Annotated in this window: 13 protein-coding genes; 5 read left to right on the forward strand and 8 right to left on the reverse strand. The window is 73.0% G+C overall.

Annotation, left to right across the window (positions count from 1 at the left end):
* Positions 1-26: 26 nt before the first annotated feature.
* The gene (locus GGE06_RS34990; RefSeq protein ID WP_184932684.1) at positions 27-1241 is read right to left on the reverse strand and encodes a sensor histidine kinase; all 1215 of its coding nucleotides are present in this window, start codon (positions 1239-1241) and stop codon (positions 27-29) included.
* 106 nt (positions 1242-1347) lie between these two features.
* Here GGE06_RS34990 and GGE06_RS34995 point away from each other — a divergent pair, with 106 nt between their 5' ends.
* On the forward strand, positions 1348-2307 hold the full coding sequence (locus GGE06_RS34995; RefSeq protein WP_116159519.1) for an ABC transporter ATP-binding protein: 960 nt from the start codon (positions 1348-1350) through the stop codon (positions 2305-2307).
* 2 nt (positions 2308-2309) lie between these two features.
* Complete coding sequence (locus GGE06_RS35000) at positions 2310-3059, forward strand: ABC transporter permease (protein ID WP_312883408.1); 750 nt, start codon at positions 2310-2312, stop codon at positions 3057-3059.
* Between the two features lie 321 nt (positions 3060-3380).
* On the opposite strand, the gene pdxH is transcribed toward GGE06_RS35000, so the two are convergent.
* On the reverse strand, positions 3381-4010 hold the full coding sequence (gene pdxH / locus GGE06_RS35005) for a pyridoxamine 5'-phosphate oxidase (protein ID WP_184932766.1): 630 nt from the start codon (positions 4008-4010) through the stop codon (positions 3381-3383).
* A 223-nt stretch (positions 4011-4233) separates the two neighbouring features.
* Between pdxH and GGE06_RS35010 the strand changes: the two genes are divergently transcribed.
* Positions 4234-5334, forward strand: coding sequence for a citrate synthase 2 (locus tag GGE06_RS35010; RefSeq protein WP_116159521.1), 1101 nt, complete (start codon positions 4234-4236; stop codon positions 5332-5334).
* A gap of 60 nt (positions 5335-5394) precedes the next feature.
* Here GGE06_RS35010 and GGE06_RS35015 read toward each other — a convergent pair whose 3' ends face one another.
* On the reverse strand, positions 5395-6435 hold the full coding sequence (locus GGE06_RS35015; RefSeq protein ID WP_116159522.1) for an isopenicillin N synthase family dioxygenase: 1041 nt from the start codon (positions 6433-6435) through the stop codon (positions 5395-5397).
* A 370-nt stretch (positions 6436-6805) separates the two neighbouring features.
* Here GGE06_RS35015 and GGE06_RS35020 point away from each other — a divergent pair, with 370 nt between their 5' ends.
* The gene (locus GGE06_RS35020; RefSeq protein ID WP_116159523.1) at positions 6806-7843 is read left to right on the forward strand and encodes a M4 family metallopeptidase; all 1038 of its coding nucleotides are present in this window, start codon (positions 6806-6808) and stop codon (positions 7841-7843) included.
* On the opposite strand, the gene GGE06_RS35025 is transcribed toward GGE06_RS35020, so the two are convergent.
* The 3 genes from GGE06_RS35025 to GGE06_RS35035 are packed head-to-tail and all read right to left on the reverse strand — an operon-like array spanning position 7840 to position 10747.
* Positions 7840-8457, reverse strand: a complete 618-nt coding sequence (locus tag GGE06_RS35025) for a TetR/AcrR family transcriptional regulator (RefSeq protein ID WP_116159524.1) — start codon at positions 8455-8457, stop codon at positions 7840-7842. The two genes, GGE06_RS35020 and GGE06_RS35025, sit on opposite strands and share 4 nt — an antisense overlap.
* Positions 8445-9173 (reverse strand): enoyl-CoA hydratase family protein, encoded by a 729-nt coding sequence (locus GGE06_RS35030; protein ID WP_116159525.1) that lies wholly within the window; start codon positions 9171-9173, stop codon positions 8445-8447. The genes GGE06_RS35025 and GGE06_RS35030 overlap by 13 nt, the downstream gene beginning before the upstream one ends.
* On the reverse strand, positions 9170-10747 hold the full coding sequence (locus GGE06_RS35035; RefSeq protein ID WP_184932685.1) for a 4-coumarate--CoA ligase family protein: 1578 nt from the start codon (positions 10745-10747) through the stop codon (positions 9170-9172). Before GGE06_RS35035 ends, GGE06_RS35030 begins: the two co-directional genes overlap by 4 nt.
* A 260-nt stretch (positions 10748-11007) precedes the next feature.
* On the opposite strand from GGE06_RS35035, the gene GGE06_RS35040 reads away from it, so the two are divergent.
* The gene (locus tag GGE06_RS35040; protein ID WP_116159527.1) at positions 11008-12678 is read left to right on the forward strand and encodes an FG-GAP repeat domain-containing protein; all 1671 of its coding nucleotides are present in this window, start codon (positions 11008-11010) and stop codon (positions 12676-12678) included.
* A 45-nt stretch (positions 12679-12723) separates the two neighbouring features.
* On the opposite strand, the gene GGE06_RS35045 is transcribed toward GGE06_RS35040, so the two are convergent.
* Both GGE06_RS35045 and GGE06_RS35050 read right to left on the reverse strand, forming a co-directional pair.
* A complete protein-coding gene (locus GGE06_RS35045) occupies positions 12724-13857 on the reverse strand; it encodes an acyl-CoA dehydrogenase family protein (protein WP_116159528.1) in 1134 nt (377 codons plus the stop codon).
* Positions 13854-15734 (reverse strand): acetyl/propionyl/methylcrotonyl-CoA carboxylase subunit alpha, encoded by a 1881-nt coding sequence (locus tag GGE06_RS35050; RefSeq protein WP_184932686.1) that lies wholly within the window; start codon positions 15732-15734, stop codon positions 13854-13856. The genes GGE06_RS35045 and GGE06_RS35050 overlap by 4 nt, the downstream gene beginning before the upstream one ends.
* Position 15735: the final 1 nt, after the last annotated feature.

A 15735-nucleotide genomic window follows, 5' to 3' on the forward strand; every position in this document is an offset into this window, starting at 1 on the left:
GCCAGCGTAGGGGGAGAGCCGTTCCCTCAGCGCAGCGGAAGCGTCACGTCCACCCGCCATGTGCCGTCCTTCATGCCCGTCTTCGCCTCGCCGCCCAGCAGCGCCGCCCGTTCGCGGATGCCGCGCAGTCCGCTGCCCGTGCCGGGGGCCACGGGCGGACGGCCGGGCGGAAGGGGGTTGGTGACCCGGAGGCGGAGCCGGGATCTGTCCGCCGTCACGCGGACGTCGACCGGGACCGGGCCGGCGTGCCGCAGCGCGTTCGTCAGGGCCTCCTGGAGCATGCGGTAGGCCTCCCGGGAGACGGGGCCCGGCAGGTCCTCCACGGGGCCCGTCACCTCGGCGTCCACCTGCGCCCCGGAGGAGCGGGCCGAGTCCAGGAGGCGGGCGGCCTCGTCGAGGCCGGGGCTCGCGCCGCGCGGGCGGCCGGTCTCGCGGAGCAGCAGCAGGACCCGCTCCAGGTCCTCCAGGGCCGCCCGGCCGGTCTCCTCGATGGCCGCGAGTGCCCGGTCGGTGAACTCGGGGTCCTGGGCCGCCCGTGCGGCGCCCGCCTGCACCACGGCCAGGGTGAGGGCGTGGCCCAGGGAGTCGTGGAGTTCGCGGGCGATCCTGTTGCGTTCGAGGAGGCGCTCCGTGCGCTCCTCCAGGGCCGTCATGCGCTCCTTGACCGACGGGCCGAGGAGCTGGCGGGCGACCCGCGTGTCCAGCCGGCCGGCCATGACGACCAGCGCGAGGAGGGCCAGGAGCGGGAGGGGTGCCAGGGCCGCCTTGCCCGGGCCCGACGGGGTCAGGAACGGCAGCACGGGTGCGTCTATCGACGTGTCGAGCAGCACCAGCGTGCACTGCAGCAGCCAGACCGACACGAGCCAGGCCACGAGGCCCGCCTCCATCCGGAACACCAGCCACAGGGCCGTCCTGCCCCGGTCCGTCCACGAGGCCGACGGGGTCGCCGAGATGCCCGTGGCCGCGTCGTCGGCGTACGCCTCCTCGCCCGGCCTGCGGGCGTGCTTGCCGGGGAAGAGCATCAGGCGCGCCTGGAGGCCCTCGGCGCGGCGGGCGGAGGGGACGAGGGCGAGCGCCGCCATCAGCGGTATGGGCAGGGCCGCCGCGGTCAGCCAGTCGCCGAAGGACGGGGAGTTCAGGCCGGGATAGATCAGTCCGGCGGCGAGCGGCACGATGGCGCCGATCACCAGATGCAGCCAACGGGTGTACGTGACCGCCCGGATCAGGGGTCGCAGGAGCATTCCGCCATCCTCCCAACGGCGGCCCGCGTGCGGCTCCCCCGCACGGGGGAGACGATCCCCTCGGGCGGGGGAAGGCACGCGGCCGTCCGACGGCCAGGCTTGAGCCATGACCAGCATCGACGTCAAGAACCTCACCAAGGAGTACGGCGGCAGGCGCCCGGCCCGGGCCGTGGACGGACTGACGTTCCGGGTCGAGCCGGGGCGCGTCACCGGCTTCCTCGGCCCCAACGGAGCGGGGAAGTCGACCACCATGCGGCTCGTCCTCGGTCTCGACCGGCCGACCTCGGGCACCGCCACCATCGGCGGCCGGCCGTACGTGACGCTGGACGATCCGCTGCGCACGGTCGGCGCGCTCCTCGACGCGCAGGCCGCACACCCCGCCCGGACCGGCCGCGACCACCTCCGCTTCCTCGCCGCGAGCAACGGCCTGCCGGACCGCCGGGTCGACGAGGTACTGGAGGAGACGGGCCTGACGTCCGCCGCCCGCCGCCGGATCCGCCGCTACTCGCTGGGCATGCGGCAGCGGCTCGGCATAGCGGCCGCGCTCCTCGGCGACCCGGGGGTGCTGATGCTGGACGAGCCCGCGAACGGCCTGGATCCGGAGGGCATCGTCTGGATCCGCGGGCTGCTGCGCCGGCTGGCCGCCGAGGGGCGGACGGTCCTGGTCTCCAGCCACCTCATGAACGAGACGGCGACCTTCGCCGACCACCTCGTGGTCCTGGGCCGTGGCCGGCTCCTCGCGGACGTGCCGATGCGGGAGTTCATCGACGCCCACAGCCACGCACGGGTGCGGGTGCGCACCGGCGATCCGGTACGGCTGCGGGCCACGCTCCTGGCGAAGGGGTGGACCGTCGGGGACGCCGCCGACGGCGACGGCCGGTGGGTGGTGGAGGGCGCCTCCGCCGAGGAGATCGGGGCGGTCACCGCCCGCGAGGGCATCCCCGTCTTCGAACTCGCCGACGAGCGCGCCTCGTTGGAGCAGGCGTATCTGGCCCTCACCGCGGAGGCCGCCGAGTTCACCGCCACCCGTACCGCCTCGTCCACCCCTTCCCCCCAGGAGGTCTGACCGTGTCCGCCGCCGTCACCGTCCCCGCCGTGCTCCGCTCCGAGTGGATCAAGATCCGGTCGATCCGGTCGAGCTTCGGCTCGCTGCTCGCCGTCCTCGTCGCCGCCCTGGGGATCGCTCTGGCGGTCTTCCCCTCCATCGGGCAGCCGGAGGCGGAGACCGGCGACATGGATCCGCTCTTCTGGATCTACTACCCGATGAACTTCGTGCAGATCGCCGCGATCTCCTTCGGTGCTACCGCCGCCTCGTCCGAATACCTGAACGGGGCGCTGCGGAACTCCCTGGCGGCCGTGCCGAACAGAACCCTGCTCTACGGGGCGAAGGCGGCGGTCGTGGGGGCGGGCGCGCTGGTCGTGGGCGTGGTGGCCGGTTTCGTCATGTTCTTCACGGCGAACGCGTTCCTCGGGAAGTACGCCGTCGGGATCGGCGAGCCGGGCGCGCTGCGGTCCTGCTTCGGCGCCGGGCTCTACCTCGCGCTGATCACGCTGTTCTCGATGGGGCTGACGTTCCTGCTGCGCAGCGCGGTGGCGGTGCTGAGCACCCTGATCCCGTTCATCCTCATCGTGTCCTTCGTCATCGGCGGGGTCTCCGAGGGCGTCGCGACCTGGCTGCCGGACCGGGCCGGGCAGCAGATCCTCTTCCAGGAACCGCTGGGGACCCTCGGGGCCTGGACCGGGATCGGGGTGACCGCCCTGTGGACGGCGGCGGCGCTCCTCGCGGGCTGGTGGGCGGTGCGGCGACGGGACGCCTGAGCCGCCTGGAGAACCGGGGGATTAAATCGCTTGTCTCGGTCCTGAGCGGTTCGTAGGGTGTGGGTACACGCGAAAGGAGGTGATCCGAAAAAATGGTTTCTTTTCGGACTCGTGAGGTGACTGCGGGCTAAGGCCTGCCAGTCGCACTCTGTGCACCTCGGCAGGCCTTCTGCCGAAAACCCAACGCAGTCACCCGACCCGTGAGTCGCCGGCAGTCCGGTCGGCAGGCGTCCGCCCGAACCTAGGCGGGCGGCGCCAAGACTCACGGGTCGCCTGCGTTTTCCCCTCGAAGCCTCCGAACGCCGGCCGGCCCCCTCCCCTTCAGGGGGCCAGGCGCTCCACCCGCCAGGTGCCGTCCGGCTCGTGGACGTAGCGGAGGCGGTCATGGAGGCGGTTCTCGTGGCCCTGCCAGAACTCGACCGTCTCGGGGATCACGCGGATGCCGCCCCAGGCCGGGGGGACCGGGACCTGCTCGCGGTCGGGGTAGCGGGCGGCCAGTTCGGCATAGCGGGCGAGGAGGTCCTCGCGGGACGGGATCACCGTGGACTGGGGGCTGGCCCAGGCGCCGAGCTGGGAGCCGTGGGGGCGGGTGCGGAAGTAGGCGACCGTCTCGTCGCGCCCGACGCGGACCGCGCGACCGGTGACGATGACCTGGCGGGCCAGCGGGTGCCAGGGGAAGAGCAGCGAGGCGTACGGGTTGGCCGCCAGCTCCTGGCCCTTGCGGGACTCGTAGTTGGTGAAGAAGACGAAGCCGGCCTCGTCGTAGTGCTTGAGGAGGACCGTCCGGGAGGACGGGCGGCCGTCGGGGGTCGCGGTGGACACGATCATCGCGTTGGGTTCGTGGATCGCCGGGTTCTCGGCGGTCTCCTTGAACCAGCGGGCGAACTGGCCGACCGGTTCGGGGGCGAGGTCCGCCACGGTCAGCTCCGTGGTGCGGTACTGCTCGCGCATGTCTGCGGGATCCAGGGCGTCGGTCACAGGGGCCATCCTGCCGCAGCGGCCCAGTCTGCCCGGCACCGGCGGGCGCTAATCCTCTCTCGCCGGATCGGCGCAGTGTGCCGGATGTCACGCTTCCCCGCATCATCGGAACCGTACAGACTCTTCGGCTGGATGACTGTTGATTCCCCACGATCGCCCTGAACGGTTGATCGATCATCGATAGAGGAGCCGCCTGATGTCCGACTTCGTACCCGGGCTCGAGGGAGTCGTCGCGTTCGAGACGGAGATCGCCGAACCCGACAAGGAGGGCGGCGCCCTCCGCTACCGCGGGGTCGACATCGAGGACCTCGTCGGCCACGTCTCCTTCGGGAACGTCTGGGGCCTGCTCGTCGACGGCGCCTTCAACCCGGGCCTGCCGGCCGCCGAGCCCTTCCCGATCCCCGTGCACTCCGGCGACATCCGCGTCGACGTGCAGTCCGCGCTCGCGATGCTCGCGCCCGTCTGGGGCCTCAAGCCGCTCCTCGACATCTCCGCCGAGCAGGCCCGCGACGACCTCGCCCGCGCGGCCGTCATGGCCCTCTCGTACGTCGCGCAGTCCGCGCGCGGCCAGGGTCTCCCGATGGTCCCGCAGAGCGAGATCGACAAGGCCGAGTCCGTCGTCGAGCGCTTCATGGTCCGCTGGCGCGGCGAGCCCGACCCGAAGCACGTCAAGGCCGTCGACGCCTACTGGACCTCCGCCGCCGAGCACGGCATGAACGCCTCCACGTTCACCGCGCGCGTCATCGCGTCGACCGGCGCGGACGTCGCCGCCTCCCTCTCCGGTGCCGTCGGCGCCATGTCCGGGCCGCTGCACGGCGGCGCGCCCTCCCGCGTCCTCGGCATGATCGAGGAGATCGAGCGGACCGGCGACGCCACCGCGTACGTGAAGCAGGCCCTCGACAAGGGCGAGCGCCTCATGGGCTTCGGCCACCGCGTCTACCGCGCCGAGGACCCCCGCGCCCGCGTGCTCCGCCGTACGGCCAAGGAGCTGGCGGCCCCGCGCTTCGAGGTCGCCGAGGCCCTGGAGAAGGCCGCCCTGGAGGAGCTGCACAACCGCCGCCCGGACCGCGTCCTGGCGACGAACGTGGAGTTCTGGGCGGCGATCGTCCTCGACTTCGCCGAGGTCCCGGCGCACATGTTCACGTCGATGTTCACGTGCGCGCGTACGGCCGGCTGGTCGGCGCACATCCTGGAGCAGAAGCGCACCGGCCGCCTCGTGCGCCCCTCGGCCCGCTACACGGGCCCCGGCCAGCGGGACCCGCGCGAGATCGAGGGCTACGCCGACATCGCCGGCTAGGGCCTGTCCGACCCCGATCCGCCGGACAGGCCCTGGAGCCCTCGAATCCGCCGGGGGCCGTCACACCAGCTGGGCCTGCTGTTCCTGGGCGAGCAGCAGGTCCGCGTGGTGGCGGGCCGTGGTCAGCGGATGGGCGCGGAGCTTGCCCTTCAGCTCGTTGCGGCCGTACTCGGCGAACAGCGGGTTCGCCGGGTCGGCGGTGACGCCGGGCGCGCGGTCCGCGAAGGGGAACTGGAGCGGGGCGATCCGGGCGTCCAGGCGCGGGTTGTAGAAGAACGGCACGGAGAATCGTTCCGTCGCCCCGGGCGGCGACACCACCCGGTGGTTCGTGGCGATCAGGTAGCCGTTCGTGGCGACCTCAAGGAGCTCGCCCAGGTTGACGACGAACGCGCCCGGCAGCGGCGGCACGTCGTGGAAGTTCCCGTCCTCCCGCTGCACCTGCAGCCCGCCCACCTGGTCCTGGAGCAGCAGGGTGAGGAAGCCGTAGTCCTTGTGCGCGCCGACGCCCTGGTCGTCGCCCTCGCCGCTGCTGCCCGGGTAGCGCACCAGCTTGAGGTGCGGGTGGGCGCGCGGGCCGAAGATGTCGTCGTAGAAGTCCGTGGGCGCCCCGATGGAGGCGAGCAGCTCGTGGAGGAGCCGCTCGGCGACGCCGCTGAGGCGGTCGATCCAGTGCAGTGCGGCCGTGCGGAGCTCGGGGAGGGCGGCGGGCCACTGGTTGGGGCCTTCGAGCCACCAGTACGGGGGCTCCCAGGGGCCGGGGTCGCGCGCGGGGCGCTCGGCGCCGATGTCGAGCTGGTCGCGCCAGTCGCGGGCGCCGGCGGTGCGCTCGTCGCCGATGCGCGTGTAGCCGCGGAAGTGCGGCGAGTTGATGTTGTCGAGGGCGAGCCGGTCGGCCTCGGGCAGCGCGAAGAAGGCGTGCATGGCGTCGGTCAGGGCCTTGGTCTCGGCCTCGGAGACGCCGTGCCCGATGAGCTGGAAGAAGCCCACGTCGTGGGCGGCCGAGTGGAGCTGCGCATGGAGCAGCTTCCGTGCCTGTGGGTCACGGTCGGCGGCCGAGAGGTCGACGATCGGGAGCTGCGAGGAGTACGAGCTGTTCGTCATGTATGCATCCGCGGGGTATACGGGTGCCCGCGGCGGCCGCCAAGGGTGGGGCGGGGGCCACGGGTGCCGGTCGGCTGGGGCTCTGTACGAGGGACCGAGGGGGTGTGGAGTGGTACCCCGGTGGGTCAGGCGGAGCGGCGACAGCCCATGCTCGTGACGCGGACGTAGTCCACGTGGCGACGGCGTACGAGCAGAGGCATGGAGTCAGCGTACTGCGGTGGGGAGCGGGCCACTGTGGTCCCCGTCACGTCCCGGGCGGTGATGGCTCAAAGTCTGTTCAAAGTGGCGGGCTTGCGCGAAGATCGCCGCCATTGCGTGTTCGGTACACGCCAAGCTTCCCGTCGCCGCATCCCATCGCAGGAGGATGTCCATGACCCGCCGCACCTCTCGTGGCCTGGCCGCCGCGGCCGCCGTCACCGTGGCCACGGCCACCGCGGCGCTGCTCCCGTCCGCGGGAGCCTCCGCCGCCACCGCGCCGCAGGCCCGCGTCTTCATGGTGAACCCGGTCCAGTCCTCGGGCGACCAGACCCTCGCCGACCACAAGGACGCGGCGAGCGACGTCCCCGCCTCCGCGTACGCCACCGTCGCCCTGCGCAACCTCGACGCGAGCGGCGCCCTGTCCGGCAAGTGGGCCGCCGTCCGCTCCGAGACCGGCGCCCCCGCCAGGACCTCGGACCTCGCCGGCCTCGACCGGTCCGACGACCGGTTCGAGCAGGTCATGGCGTACTTCTGGGTCAACGAGGCGCAGGAGTACCTGCAGGGCCTCGGCTTCGGCTCCGAGCTGCCCGGGGCGAACGACCGGGTCCAGCCGGTCCGCCTCAACCAGTGGGGCGCCGACAACTCCTTCTTCACCGACAAGAAGGACGAGATCCGCTTCGGCAAGGGCGGCGTGGACGACGCCGAGGACGCCGAGGTGATCGTCCACGAGTACGGCCACGCCGTGCACGAGGCCCAGGTCCACGGCTTCGGCAGCTCCCCGGAGGCCGGCGCGATCGGCGAGGCCTTCGGCGACTACCTGGGCATGGAGGTCGGCTCGAACGCGGACGCCAAGTACGGCTGGCCGATGAAGACCGACCTCGCCTGCGTCGGCGACTGGGACTCCACCGGCTACAGCGCGGCCCCGCACTGCCTGCGCCGCCTCGACGGCACCAAGACCTACAAGGACCGCGTGGGCGAAGTCCACGCGGACGGCGAGATCTGGTCCCGCGCCCTCTTCGACATCCGGGGCAAGCTCGGCGCCCGCACGGCCGACCGGATCATCGTGAACGCGCAGTTCGGCTTCGCTCCCGACACCAGCTTCAAGGACGCGGCCCTGACGACGGTCGCGACCGCGCAGAAGATGTACGGGACGCAGGCCGCGGCGGCGGTGCGGGACGCCTTCCGGGCGCGGGAGATCCCGGGCGTCTAGTCCTTCAGCGCTTCACTGACGAGCCGCGCCCACTGGGACACCACCCGTTCCCGGCGGGCGCGGTCGTCCGTCAGGAGGGTGGCGAGGCCCAGGCCGCGGGCCATGTCCAGGAGGCCCTGGACGGTCTCGCGGACGCCGGGCCGGGACTCGTCGGCGCCCAGGACCTCGACGGCGATGCGGTGGGACTCGCGCCCGACGCGGGCCTCCAGCTCGGTGACCCGCTCGCGGAGCTGCTCCTCGCCGGAGGCGGCGACCCACAGGTGGAGCGCGGCCCGGAAGAGGGGTCCGGTGTAGAGGCCGACGAGGGCGGCGACGGCCTGTTCGCGGTCGTCCGTGGGGACGGCGCGCAGGGCCTGCGAGCGTTCCTCGGCGACGTACTCGACGGCGGCCGTGAAGAGGTCCTCGCGGGTGGGGAAGTGGTGCTGGGCGGCGCCCCGGGAGACGCCGGCCCGTTCGGCGACGACGGAGACCGTGGAGCCCGCCCAGCCGTGTTCGGCCAGGCAGGACACGGCGGCCTCCAGGAGCCGCTGCCGGGTGGCGCGGCTCCGGTCCTGCTTGGGGTTCCGGTCGGGCTTGTCCGGCCGGTCCGGCTTGGGCGCGGTCAGAGCCGCCATGCGGGGTCCCGTCGTTCGAGGAAGGCCGTCATCCCTTCGCGCGCCTCGGCGGAGGCGAAGAGCGTGGCCGACCTCTGCACCAGGTCCTCCGCGTCGCGTTCGAAGGTTTCCAGGACTCTAGCGGTGACCAGCCGTTTCGCCTCGCGCAGGCCCTGCGGGGAGGCGGCGCGGAGGGAGTCGAGGATGCCGGGGAGTTCCTGGTCGCCGGCGGTGACGAGGCCCATGCCGACGGCCTCGGGGACGCCGAACCGCTCGCCCGTGAGGTAGTACCGGGCGGCCGCGCGCGGTTCGAGGCGCGGCAGGAGGGTGAGGGAGATGACGGCGGGCGCGACCCCGATGCGTACCTCGGTGAGCGCGAAGTCGGCCCCCTCCCCCGCGAGGACGACGTCGGCCGCGCCGAGCAGGCCGAGCCCGCCGGCGCGGGTGTGGCTGCCGGCGGTGACGTGGGCGACGACCGGTTTGGGCAGCTCGACCATCTGCCGGAGCAGGTCCACGAAGGCGTACGGGCTGGGCGGGGCCTTCAGGTCGGCGCCCGCGCTGAACGTGGAGCCGGTGTGGGTGAGGACGACCGCCCGTACGGCGGGGTCCTTGCCGGCGGCGGTGAGCGCGTCGGCGAGCTCGGTGACGAGCGGGGCGGAGAGGGCGTTGCGGCCGGCCGGGGAGTCGAGGGCGAGGGTGGTGACGCCCCGCTCCTCGGAGACGCGGATCAGGTTCACGTACGGTCCCTCAGCTCTCTGCGAAGAATCTTTCCGGAGGCGGCCCGGGGGACGGCGTCGACGAACTCGACGGCGCGGACCTTCTTGTACGGGGAGACGCGGGCGGCGACGTGGGCCATGACGTCCTCGGCGGTGAGGCCGGGCGCGGCGGGCTGGCGGACGACGAAGGCCTTGGGGATCTCGGTGCCGTCCGGGTCGGTGACGCCGATGACGGCGGCGTCGGCGACGCCCTCGTGGGTGAGGAGGAGCGCTTCGAGCTCGGCGGGGGCGACCTGGAAGCCCTTGTACTTGATGAGCTCCTTGACCCGGTCGACGACGAACAGCCAGCCGTCGGAGTCGACCCGACCGATGTCGCCGGTGTGCACCCAGCCGTCGGCGTCGATCATGGCGGCGGTGGCGTCGGGCCGGCCGAGGTACCCCTTCATGACCTGGGGTCCGCGGATGGCGATCTCGCCCTCCTCGCCCGGCGCGGCGTCCTTCTCCGGATCGTCCAGGGAGAGGATCCGCATCTCGGTGGAGGGCAGCAGCCGGCCGACGGTGCCGGGCGGGGGCGTGGCGACGTCGAGCGGGGTGACGTGGGTGCCCGGCGACAGCTCGGTCATGCCGTACGCCTGCCGGACGGGCGGCAGGCCGAGCCGGGCGGAGCAGGCCTCGGCGAGGGCGGCGTCGAGCGGGGCGGCGGCGCTGACGAGGTACTCCAGGGACGACAGGTCGTAGTCGGCGACGGCCGGGTGCTTGGCGAGGGCGAGCACGATCGGCGGGGCCACGTACAGGCCGTTGATGCGGTGCTCCTGGATGGCGCCGAGGAAGGTGTCGAGGTCGAAGCGGGGCAGGACGACGACGGTGGCGCCCTGGCGGAGGGGCGCGTTCATGAGGGCGGTGAGCCCGTAGATGTGGAAGAACGGCAGCACGGCGAGGATCCGGTCGCCCGGCCCCATGGGGATCAGCGGTTCCAGTTGCGCGAGGTTGGTGGCGATGGACGTGTGGGTGAGCATGACGCCCTTGGGGACGCCGGTCGTGCCCGAGGAGTACGGGAGGGCCGCGACGTCCCCGTCCGGGTCGATGTCGACCTCGGGGACGGGCGCGGTGGAGCCGAGGAACTCCTGGAGGGACCGCACGCCCTCGCCCTCCGGCGCCGTGTCGCAGACGAATATCTCCTCGATCCCGCCCGCGAGTTCGGCCGCCGCGCGGGCGGCGGGGAGCAGCGGGGAGACGGTCACGATCCAGCGCGCGGAGGAGTCGCGGAGCTGCTTGGCGAACTCCTCGGGCGTCGCGAGCGGGTGCACGGTGGTGACGGACGCGCCCGCGCGCGTGGCGGCGTAGAACGCGACCGGGAACAGGACGGTGTTGGGGCTGTGCAGGGCGAGCACGTCCCCCTTCCGCACCCCGGCCTCGGCGAGCCCGGCGGCGACCCGGCGATGGAACCCGTCGACCTGCCCGTACGTGAGCGTCAGCTCCCCGGACCCGTCGATGAGGGCCGGTGTGTCCCCGTACCCGGCGGCGCGGCCGAGGACGGCGTCGTGGATGGGGAGGGAGACGGCGGGAACGGGCTCGTACGCGCTGTGGAACACCATGCGTTGCCTCCTGGGGAGGTGGAAGGTGACCTGGCCATGAGCCTCTCAGTACCCCGGGAAACAATCAAGCATGCTTGCATGATTATGACGGCCGGTCAGACGACCGGGGCTGGTCAGACGCCCGGGCCGGTCAGACGCCCCGGTCGGTCAAAGGTTGTACGCGGAGGATCTTCCTTTCCCTCCTTCCCTTCCCTTAGTCTCCGGACGCCTCCAGGGCCCCGGCCCTCGCATGCCCACCACCACGTCCCGGGAGGGACCCTTTGCACCACACGCACCACCGGCGCCGCCTGCGCCGGCTGGCGGCCTGCACGACCTTCGCGCTCGGCATGGGCCTGGTGTCCGCCGGCCAGGTCCCCACGGCTGCCGCCGCCCCCGCCGCGGTCAGTGCCACGGCCTCCGCCAAGCCCCGGTTCGACCGGGACGGCGACGGTCGGAGCGACCGGGTCTACCGGTCCGCCGCCACCGGCAAGCTGACGATCATCCTCTCGAAGACGGGCGGCACGCCGTTCACGATCGGCGCCGACGACCTCGACGGCGCCGTCAGCGAGGAGATCCTGCCCGCCGACGACGTGTGGCGCGCCGACGGCGTCCAGGAGCTGCTGACGCTCCGCTCCGACGGCACGCTCCGGCTGCACGCCGGCGTGAGCCCCACGGAGACCGACAAGGGGCTCGTCTGGCAGGGCGGCGGCTGGCAGATCTACAACAAGGTCATCGCCCCCGGCGACCTCACCAAGGACGGCCGACAGGACCTGCTGGCCCGCACCCAGTCCGGCACGCTCTACGTGTTCCCGGGGAAGGGCAGCGTCGACTACCGGGGTCCGTTCGCACCGCGGATCGCGGTCGGCGGGGGCTGGCAGATCTACGACCAGCTCGTCGGCACCAACGACCTCGACGGCGACGCCATCGCCGACATCGTCGCCCGGACGCCGGCCGGCGACCTCTACTTCTACAAGGGCACCGGCTCCGCCACCGCCCCGTTCAAGCCCCGCGTCAGGATCGGCGGCGGCTGGAACACGTACAACCAGGTCATCGGCGCCGACGACCTGAACGGCGACGGCAGGGGCGACCTGCTGGCCCGCACGTACAGCGGCACGTACTACCAGTACCTGTCCGTCGGCGGCGGGAAGTTCGGGGCGCGGACGTACTTCGGCGGCGGCGGCCAGAACCTCTCGTACTACCTCGGCCAGGGCGGTGTGCCCGCGTACGGCAAGCACAACGTGTTCGCCGTGAACTGGGCCGGCACGGCGTACACGTACGGCACCCGGGCCGACGGCAAGTTCGGCCCGGCCAAGCCGTACGGCGGGGCCGGGGAGAACTCCTGGTACGAGCGGATGACCAACGGCTACGGCCTGGACGAGGCCGACCGGGCCATGGTGCTGACCTCCTACAACCCCGGCCTGATGAGCGACCGCGGCGGCGAGGTCTCCAGCAGCGCGGCCTTCTACAACTACGCCGAGACGCTCTCGCCCGGCGACGTCACGTTCGACGGCGAGGGCGACGTCCTCGGCCTGGACGCGTGGGGCAACCTCTTCCTCCACCCGGGCCTGAAGTCCACCGTCCCGCAGCGCGTCGGCGCGGGCGTGAAGGTCGCCACGGGCCTGCGGGCGGACCAGCTGGTCGCCACCGGCGACGTCACCGGCGACGGCCGCCCCGACCTGGTCTCCCGTGACGGCGACCGCCTCTACGTCCACCGCGGCACCGGATCGGCCACGGCGCCGTTCGCGGCGCGCGCCCTGATCGGCGCCGGCTGGAGCGCGTACGAGCACCTCGCCGCCCCCGGCGACATGGACGGCGACGGCCGCGCCGACCTGATCGCCGTCACCCCCGGCGGCGACGTCTACCGCTACAAGGCCACCGGCCTCCCCGGCGGCCCCGTGTTCGCGACCCGCGTCAAGGTCGCCGGCGGCTGGGCGTACATGCACCTCAGCTGACCCGGCCCCGGCGGGCCCGCCACCCGGGCGGGCCCGCCGGCGGTCTCAGTACGACTTGGGCAGCCCCAGGGTCTGGTGGGAGACGAAGTTCAGGATCATCTCCCGGCTGACCGGGGCGATCCGGGCCACCCGGGCGGCAGTGATCAGGCGGGCGAGGCCGAACTCCTTGGTGAGGCCGTTGCCGCCGAGGGTGTGGACGGCGGTGTCGACCGCCTTCACGCAGGCCTCGGCCGCCGCGTACTTCGCCATGTTCGCGGCCTCGCCCGCGCCCATGTCGTCGCCCGCGTCGTAGAGGTGCGCGGCCTTCGCCATCATCAGCCGGGCCAGCTCCAGCTCGATGTGCGCCTGCGCGAGCGGGTGCGCGATGGCCTGGTGGGCGCCGATCGGGGCCTTCCAGACCTGGCGCTCCTTCGCGTACTTCACCGCCTGCGCGAGGGCGTACCGGCCCATGCCGATCGCGAACGCCGCCGTCATGATCCGCTCGGGGTTGAGGCCCGCGAAGAGCTGGAGCAGACCCGCGTCCTCGTCGCCCACCAGGGCCTCGAAGGGCAGGTGGACGTCGTCGAGCGTCAGCTCGAACTGCTTCTCGTTCGCGTCCAGTTCCATCTCGATGTGGCGGCGGCCGAAGCCCTCCGCCTCACGCGGGACGATGAACAGACAGGGCTTCAGGTTCCCCGTGCGCGCGTCCGACGTGCGGCCCACGATCAGCGTCGCGTCGGCGATGTCGACACCCGAGACGAAGACCTTCCGGCCGCTGAGGACCCAGCCCTCCTCCGTGCGGGTCGCCGTCGTCGTGATGCGGTGCGAGTTCGAGCCCGCGTCGGGCTCGGTGATGCCGAACGCCATCGTCTTCGACCCGTCCGCCAGACCCGGCAGCCACGCCCGCTTCTGCTCCTCCGTGCCGAAGCGGGCGATGACCGTGCCGCAGATCGCCGGCGAGACGACCATCATGAGCAGCGGCGCACCGGCCGCGCCCGCCTCCTCCAGGACGACCGACAGCTCGGCCATGCCGCCGCCCCCGCCGCCGTACTCCTCGGGCAGGTTCACGCCCAGGTAGCCGAGCTTGCCCGCCTCGGCCCACAGCTCGGCCCGGTCGAAGCCGGGGCCGTGGCGGTGCCCGAGCGCGGAGACGGCGGATCGGAGGGCGGTGAGCTCTTCGGTCTCGATCATGCTGCTCATGCGGGGTCTTCCTCCTGTGCTTCGGTCTGTACGACGGCGAGCAGGGCGCCGACCTCGACCTGGCGGCCGGGGGCGGCGTGGAGCGCGGTGAGCGTGCCGGAGGCGGGGGCGATGACGCGGTGCTCCATCTTCATCGCCTCCAGCCAGAGGAGCGGCTGCCCGGCGGTGACCCGGTCGCCGACGGCGAGGCCGTCCGCGACCCGGACGACGGTGCCGGGCATGGGGGCGAGCAGGGAGCCGGGGGCGGTCTGCTCGCGCGGGTCGGTGAAGCGGGGGCGGGCGGTGAGGCGGTGGCCTCCGGAGTGGACGGTGTCGCCGTACGCGGTGACCTCGAAGTTCCGGACCACTCCGGCCACTTCGAGGCGTACGGCCTCCGGCGTCGCCTCCACCACCCGTACGCCCTCCGGGGACGTGACCTCGTAGCCGCCGTCCCGGGTCGGCCGGTAGCGGACCTCGTGGTCGCCGTACGTCCGCGTCTCCTCCTGCGAGCGGACGTTGCGCCAACCGCCGCCGAACCGGCCCCTGCCGGAGGATGCCGAGGCGAGGGCCGCCGCGACCGCCGCGTGCTCCCCTCCCTTGGGCGGCTCGGTCAGCGCGGGCAGGTTCCGCTCGTAGAAGCCCGTGTCCAGGGCCTCCTCGTTCGCGTACTCCGGGTGGCGGAGGGAGGCCACGAGCAGGTCCCGGTTGGTGACCGGGCCGTGCAGCACGGTCCGCTCCAGGGTGTGGGCGAGCTTGCGGAGGGCCGCCTCCCGGGTCGGGGCGTGGACGGTCACCTTCGCGAGCATCGGGTCGTAGTGGACGCCGATCGGGTCCTCCGAGACGTATCCGGTGTCGACGCGGACTCCGCCCGGGACCTCGAAGCGGTGCAGGACGCCCGTCTGCGGGGCCCATCCCCGCGCCGGGTCCTCGGCGTAGAGCCGGGCCTCGACCGCGTGGCCCTGCGGGGCCGGGGGCTCGGGCGGCAGGGCGCGGCCCTCGGCGACGGCGAGCTGGAGCGCGACGAGGTCGACGCCGTACACCTCCTCGGTGACCGGGTGCTCGACCTGGAGCCGGGTGTTCATCTCCAGGAAGTGCGCCCGCCTGTCGGCGACGAGGAACTCGACCGTGCCCGCGCCGACGTACCCGACGGCCTTCGCGGCGGCCGCCGACCGCTCGTACAGCTCGTCGAGGAGCGGCCCGGGCAGGCCGGGCGCCGGGGCCTCCTCGATGACCTTCTGGTGCCGCCGCTGGAGGGAGCAGTCGCGGGTGCCGAGCGCCCAGACGGTGCCGTGGGTGTCGCAGAGGAGCTGCACCTCGACGTGCCGGCCGTTCTCCACGTACGGCTCGACGAACACCTCGCCGTCACCGAAAGCGCTCGCCGCCTCCGCCGAAGCCGCCACCAACTCCTGTTCGAGCTGGGCGAGTTCTCGTACGACACGCATGCCACGGCCGCCGCCGCCCGCCGCCGCCTTCACCAGGACGGGCAGATCGGCCTCGGTGACGTCCTCCGGGCGCAGGGGCGCGATCCCCAGGAGCTCCTTCGCGCGGGTCTTCGACGCCATCGCCTCGATCGCCTCGGGCGGCGGCCCGATCCACACCAGACCGGCGTCGGTCACGGCCCGCGCGAAGTCGGCGTTCTCCGAGAGGAAGCCGTAGCCCGGGTGGACGGCGTCCGCGCCCGCCGCGAGCGCCGCCGCCACGATCAGGTCGCCGCGCAGGTACGTCTCCGAGGGCGCGGCCCCCGGCAGCCGTACCGCCGCGTCGGCCTCCCGGACGTGCAGCGCGCCGGCGTCCGCGTCGGAGTACACGGCGACGGTGGAGATGCCCAGGTCACGGCAGGTGCGGAAGACCCGGCAGGCGATCTCGCCCCGGTTCGCGACCAGTACGGTCTGAATCATC

It is taken from the genome of Streptomyces nymphaeiformis (assembly GCF_014203895.1).
In the GTDB taxonomy this organism is placed as follows: domain Bacteria; phylum Actinomycetota; class Actinomycetes; order Streptomycetales; family Streptomycetaceae; genus Streptomyces; species Streptomyces nymphaeiformis.

What these genes read in the sequence shown, in the direction of transcription:
- GGE06_RS34990 (WP_184932684.1), bottom strand. Translation starts at nt 1,241, where the DNA reads ATGCTCCTGCGACCCCTGATCCGGGCGGTCACGTACACCCGTTGGCTG.
- GGE06_RS34995 (WP_116159519.1), top strand. Translation starts at nt 1,348, where the DNA reads ATGACCAGCATCGACGTCAAGAACCTCACCAAGGAGTACGGCGGCAGG.
- pdxH (WP_184932766.1), bottom strand. Translation starts at nt 4,010, where the DNA reads ATGCGCGAGCAGTACCGCACCACGGAGCTGACCGTGGCGGACCTCGCC.
- GGE06_RS35010 (WP_116159521.1), top strand. Translation starts at nt 4,234, where the DNA reads ATGTCCGACTTCGTACCCGGGCTCGAGGGAGTCGTCGCGTTCGAGACG.
- GGE06_RS35015 (WP_116159522.1), bottom strand. Translation starts at nt 6,435, where the DNA reads ATGACGAACAGCTCGTACTCCTCGCAGCTCCCGATCGTCGACCTCTCG.
- GGE06_RS35020 (WP_116159523.1), top strand. Translation starts at nt 6,806, where the DNA reads ATGACCCGCCGCACCTCTCGTGGCCTGGCCGCCGCGGCCGCCGTCACC.
- GGE06_RS35025 (WP_116159524.1), bottom strand. Translation starts at nt 8,457, where the DNA reads ATGGCGGCTCTGACCGCGCCCAAGCCGGACCGGCCGGACAAGCCCGAC.
- GGE06_RS35035 (WP_184932685.1), bottom strand. Translation starts at nt 10,747, where the DNA reads ATGGTGTTCCACAGCGCGTACGAGCCCGTTCCCGCCGTCTCCCTCCCC.
- GGE06_RS35045 (WP_116159528.1), bottom strand. Translation starts at nt 13,857, where the DNA reads ATGAGCAGCATGATCGAGACCGAAGAGCTCACCGCCCTCCGATCCGCC.
- GGE06_RS35050 (WP_184932686.1), bottom strand. Translation starts at nt 15,734, where the DNA reads ATGATTCAGACCGTACTGGTCGCGAACCGGGGCGAGATCGCCTGCCGG.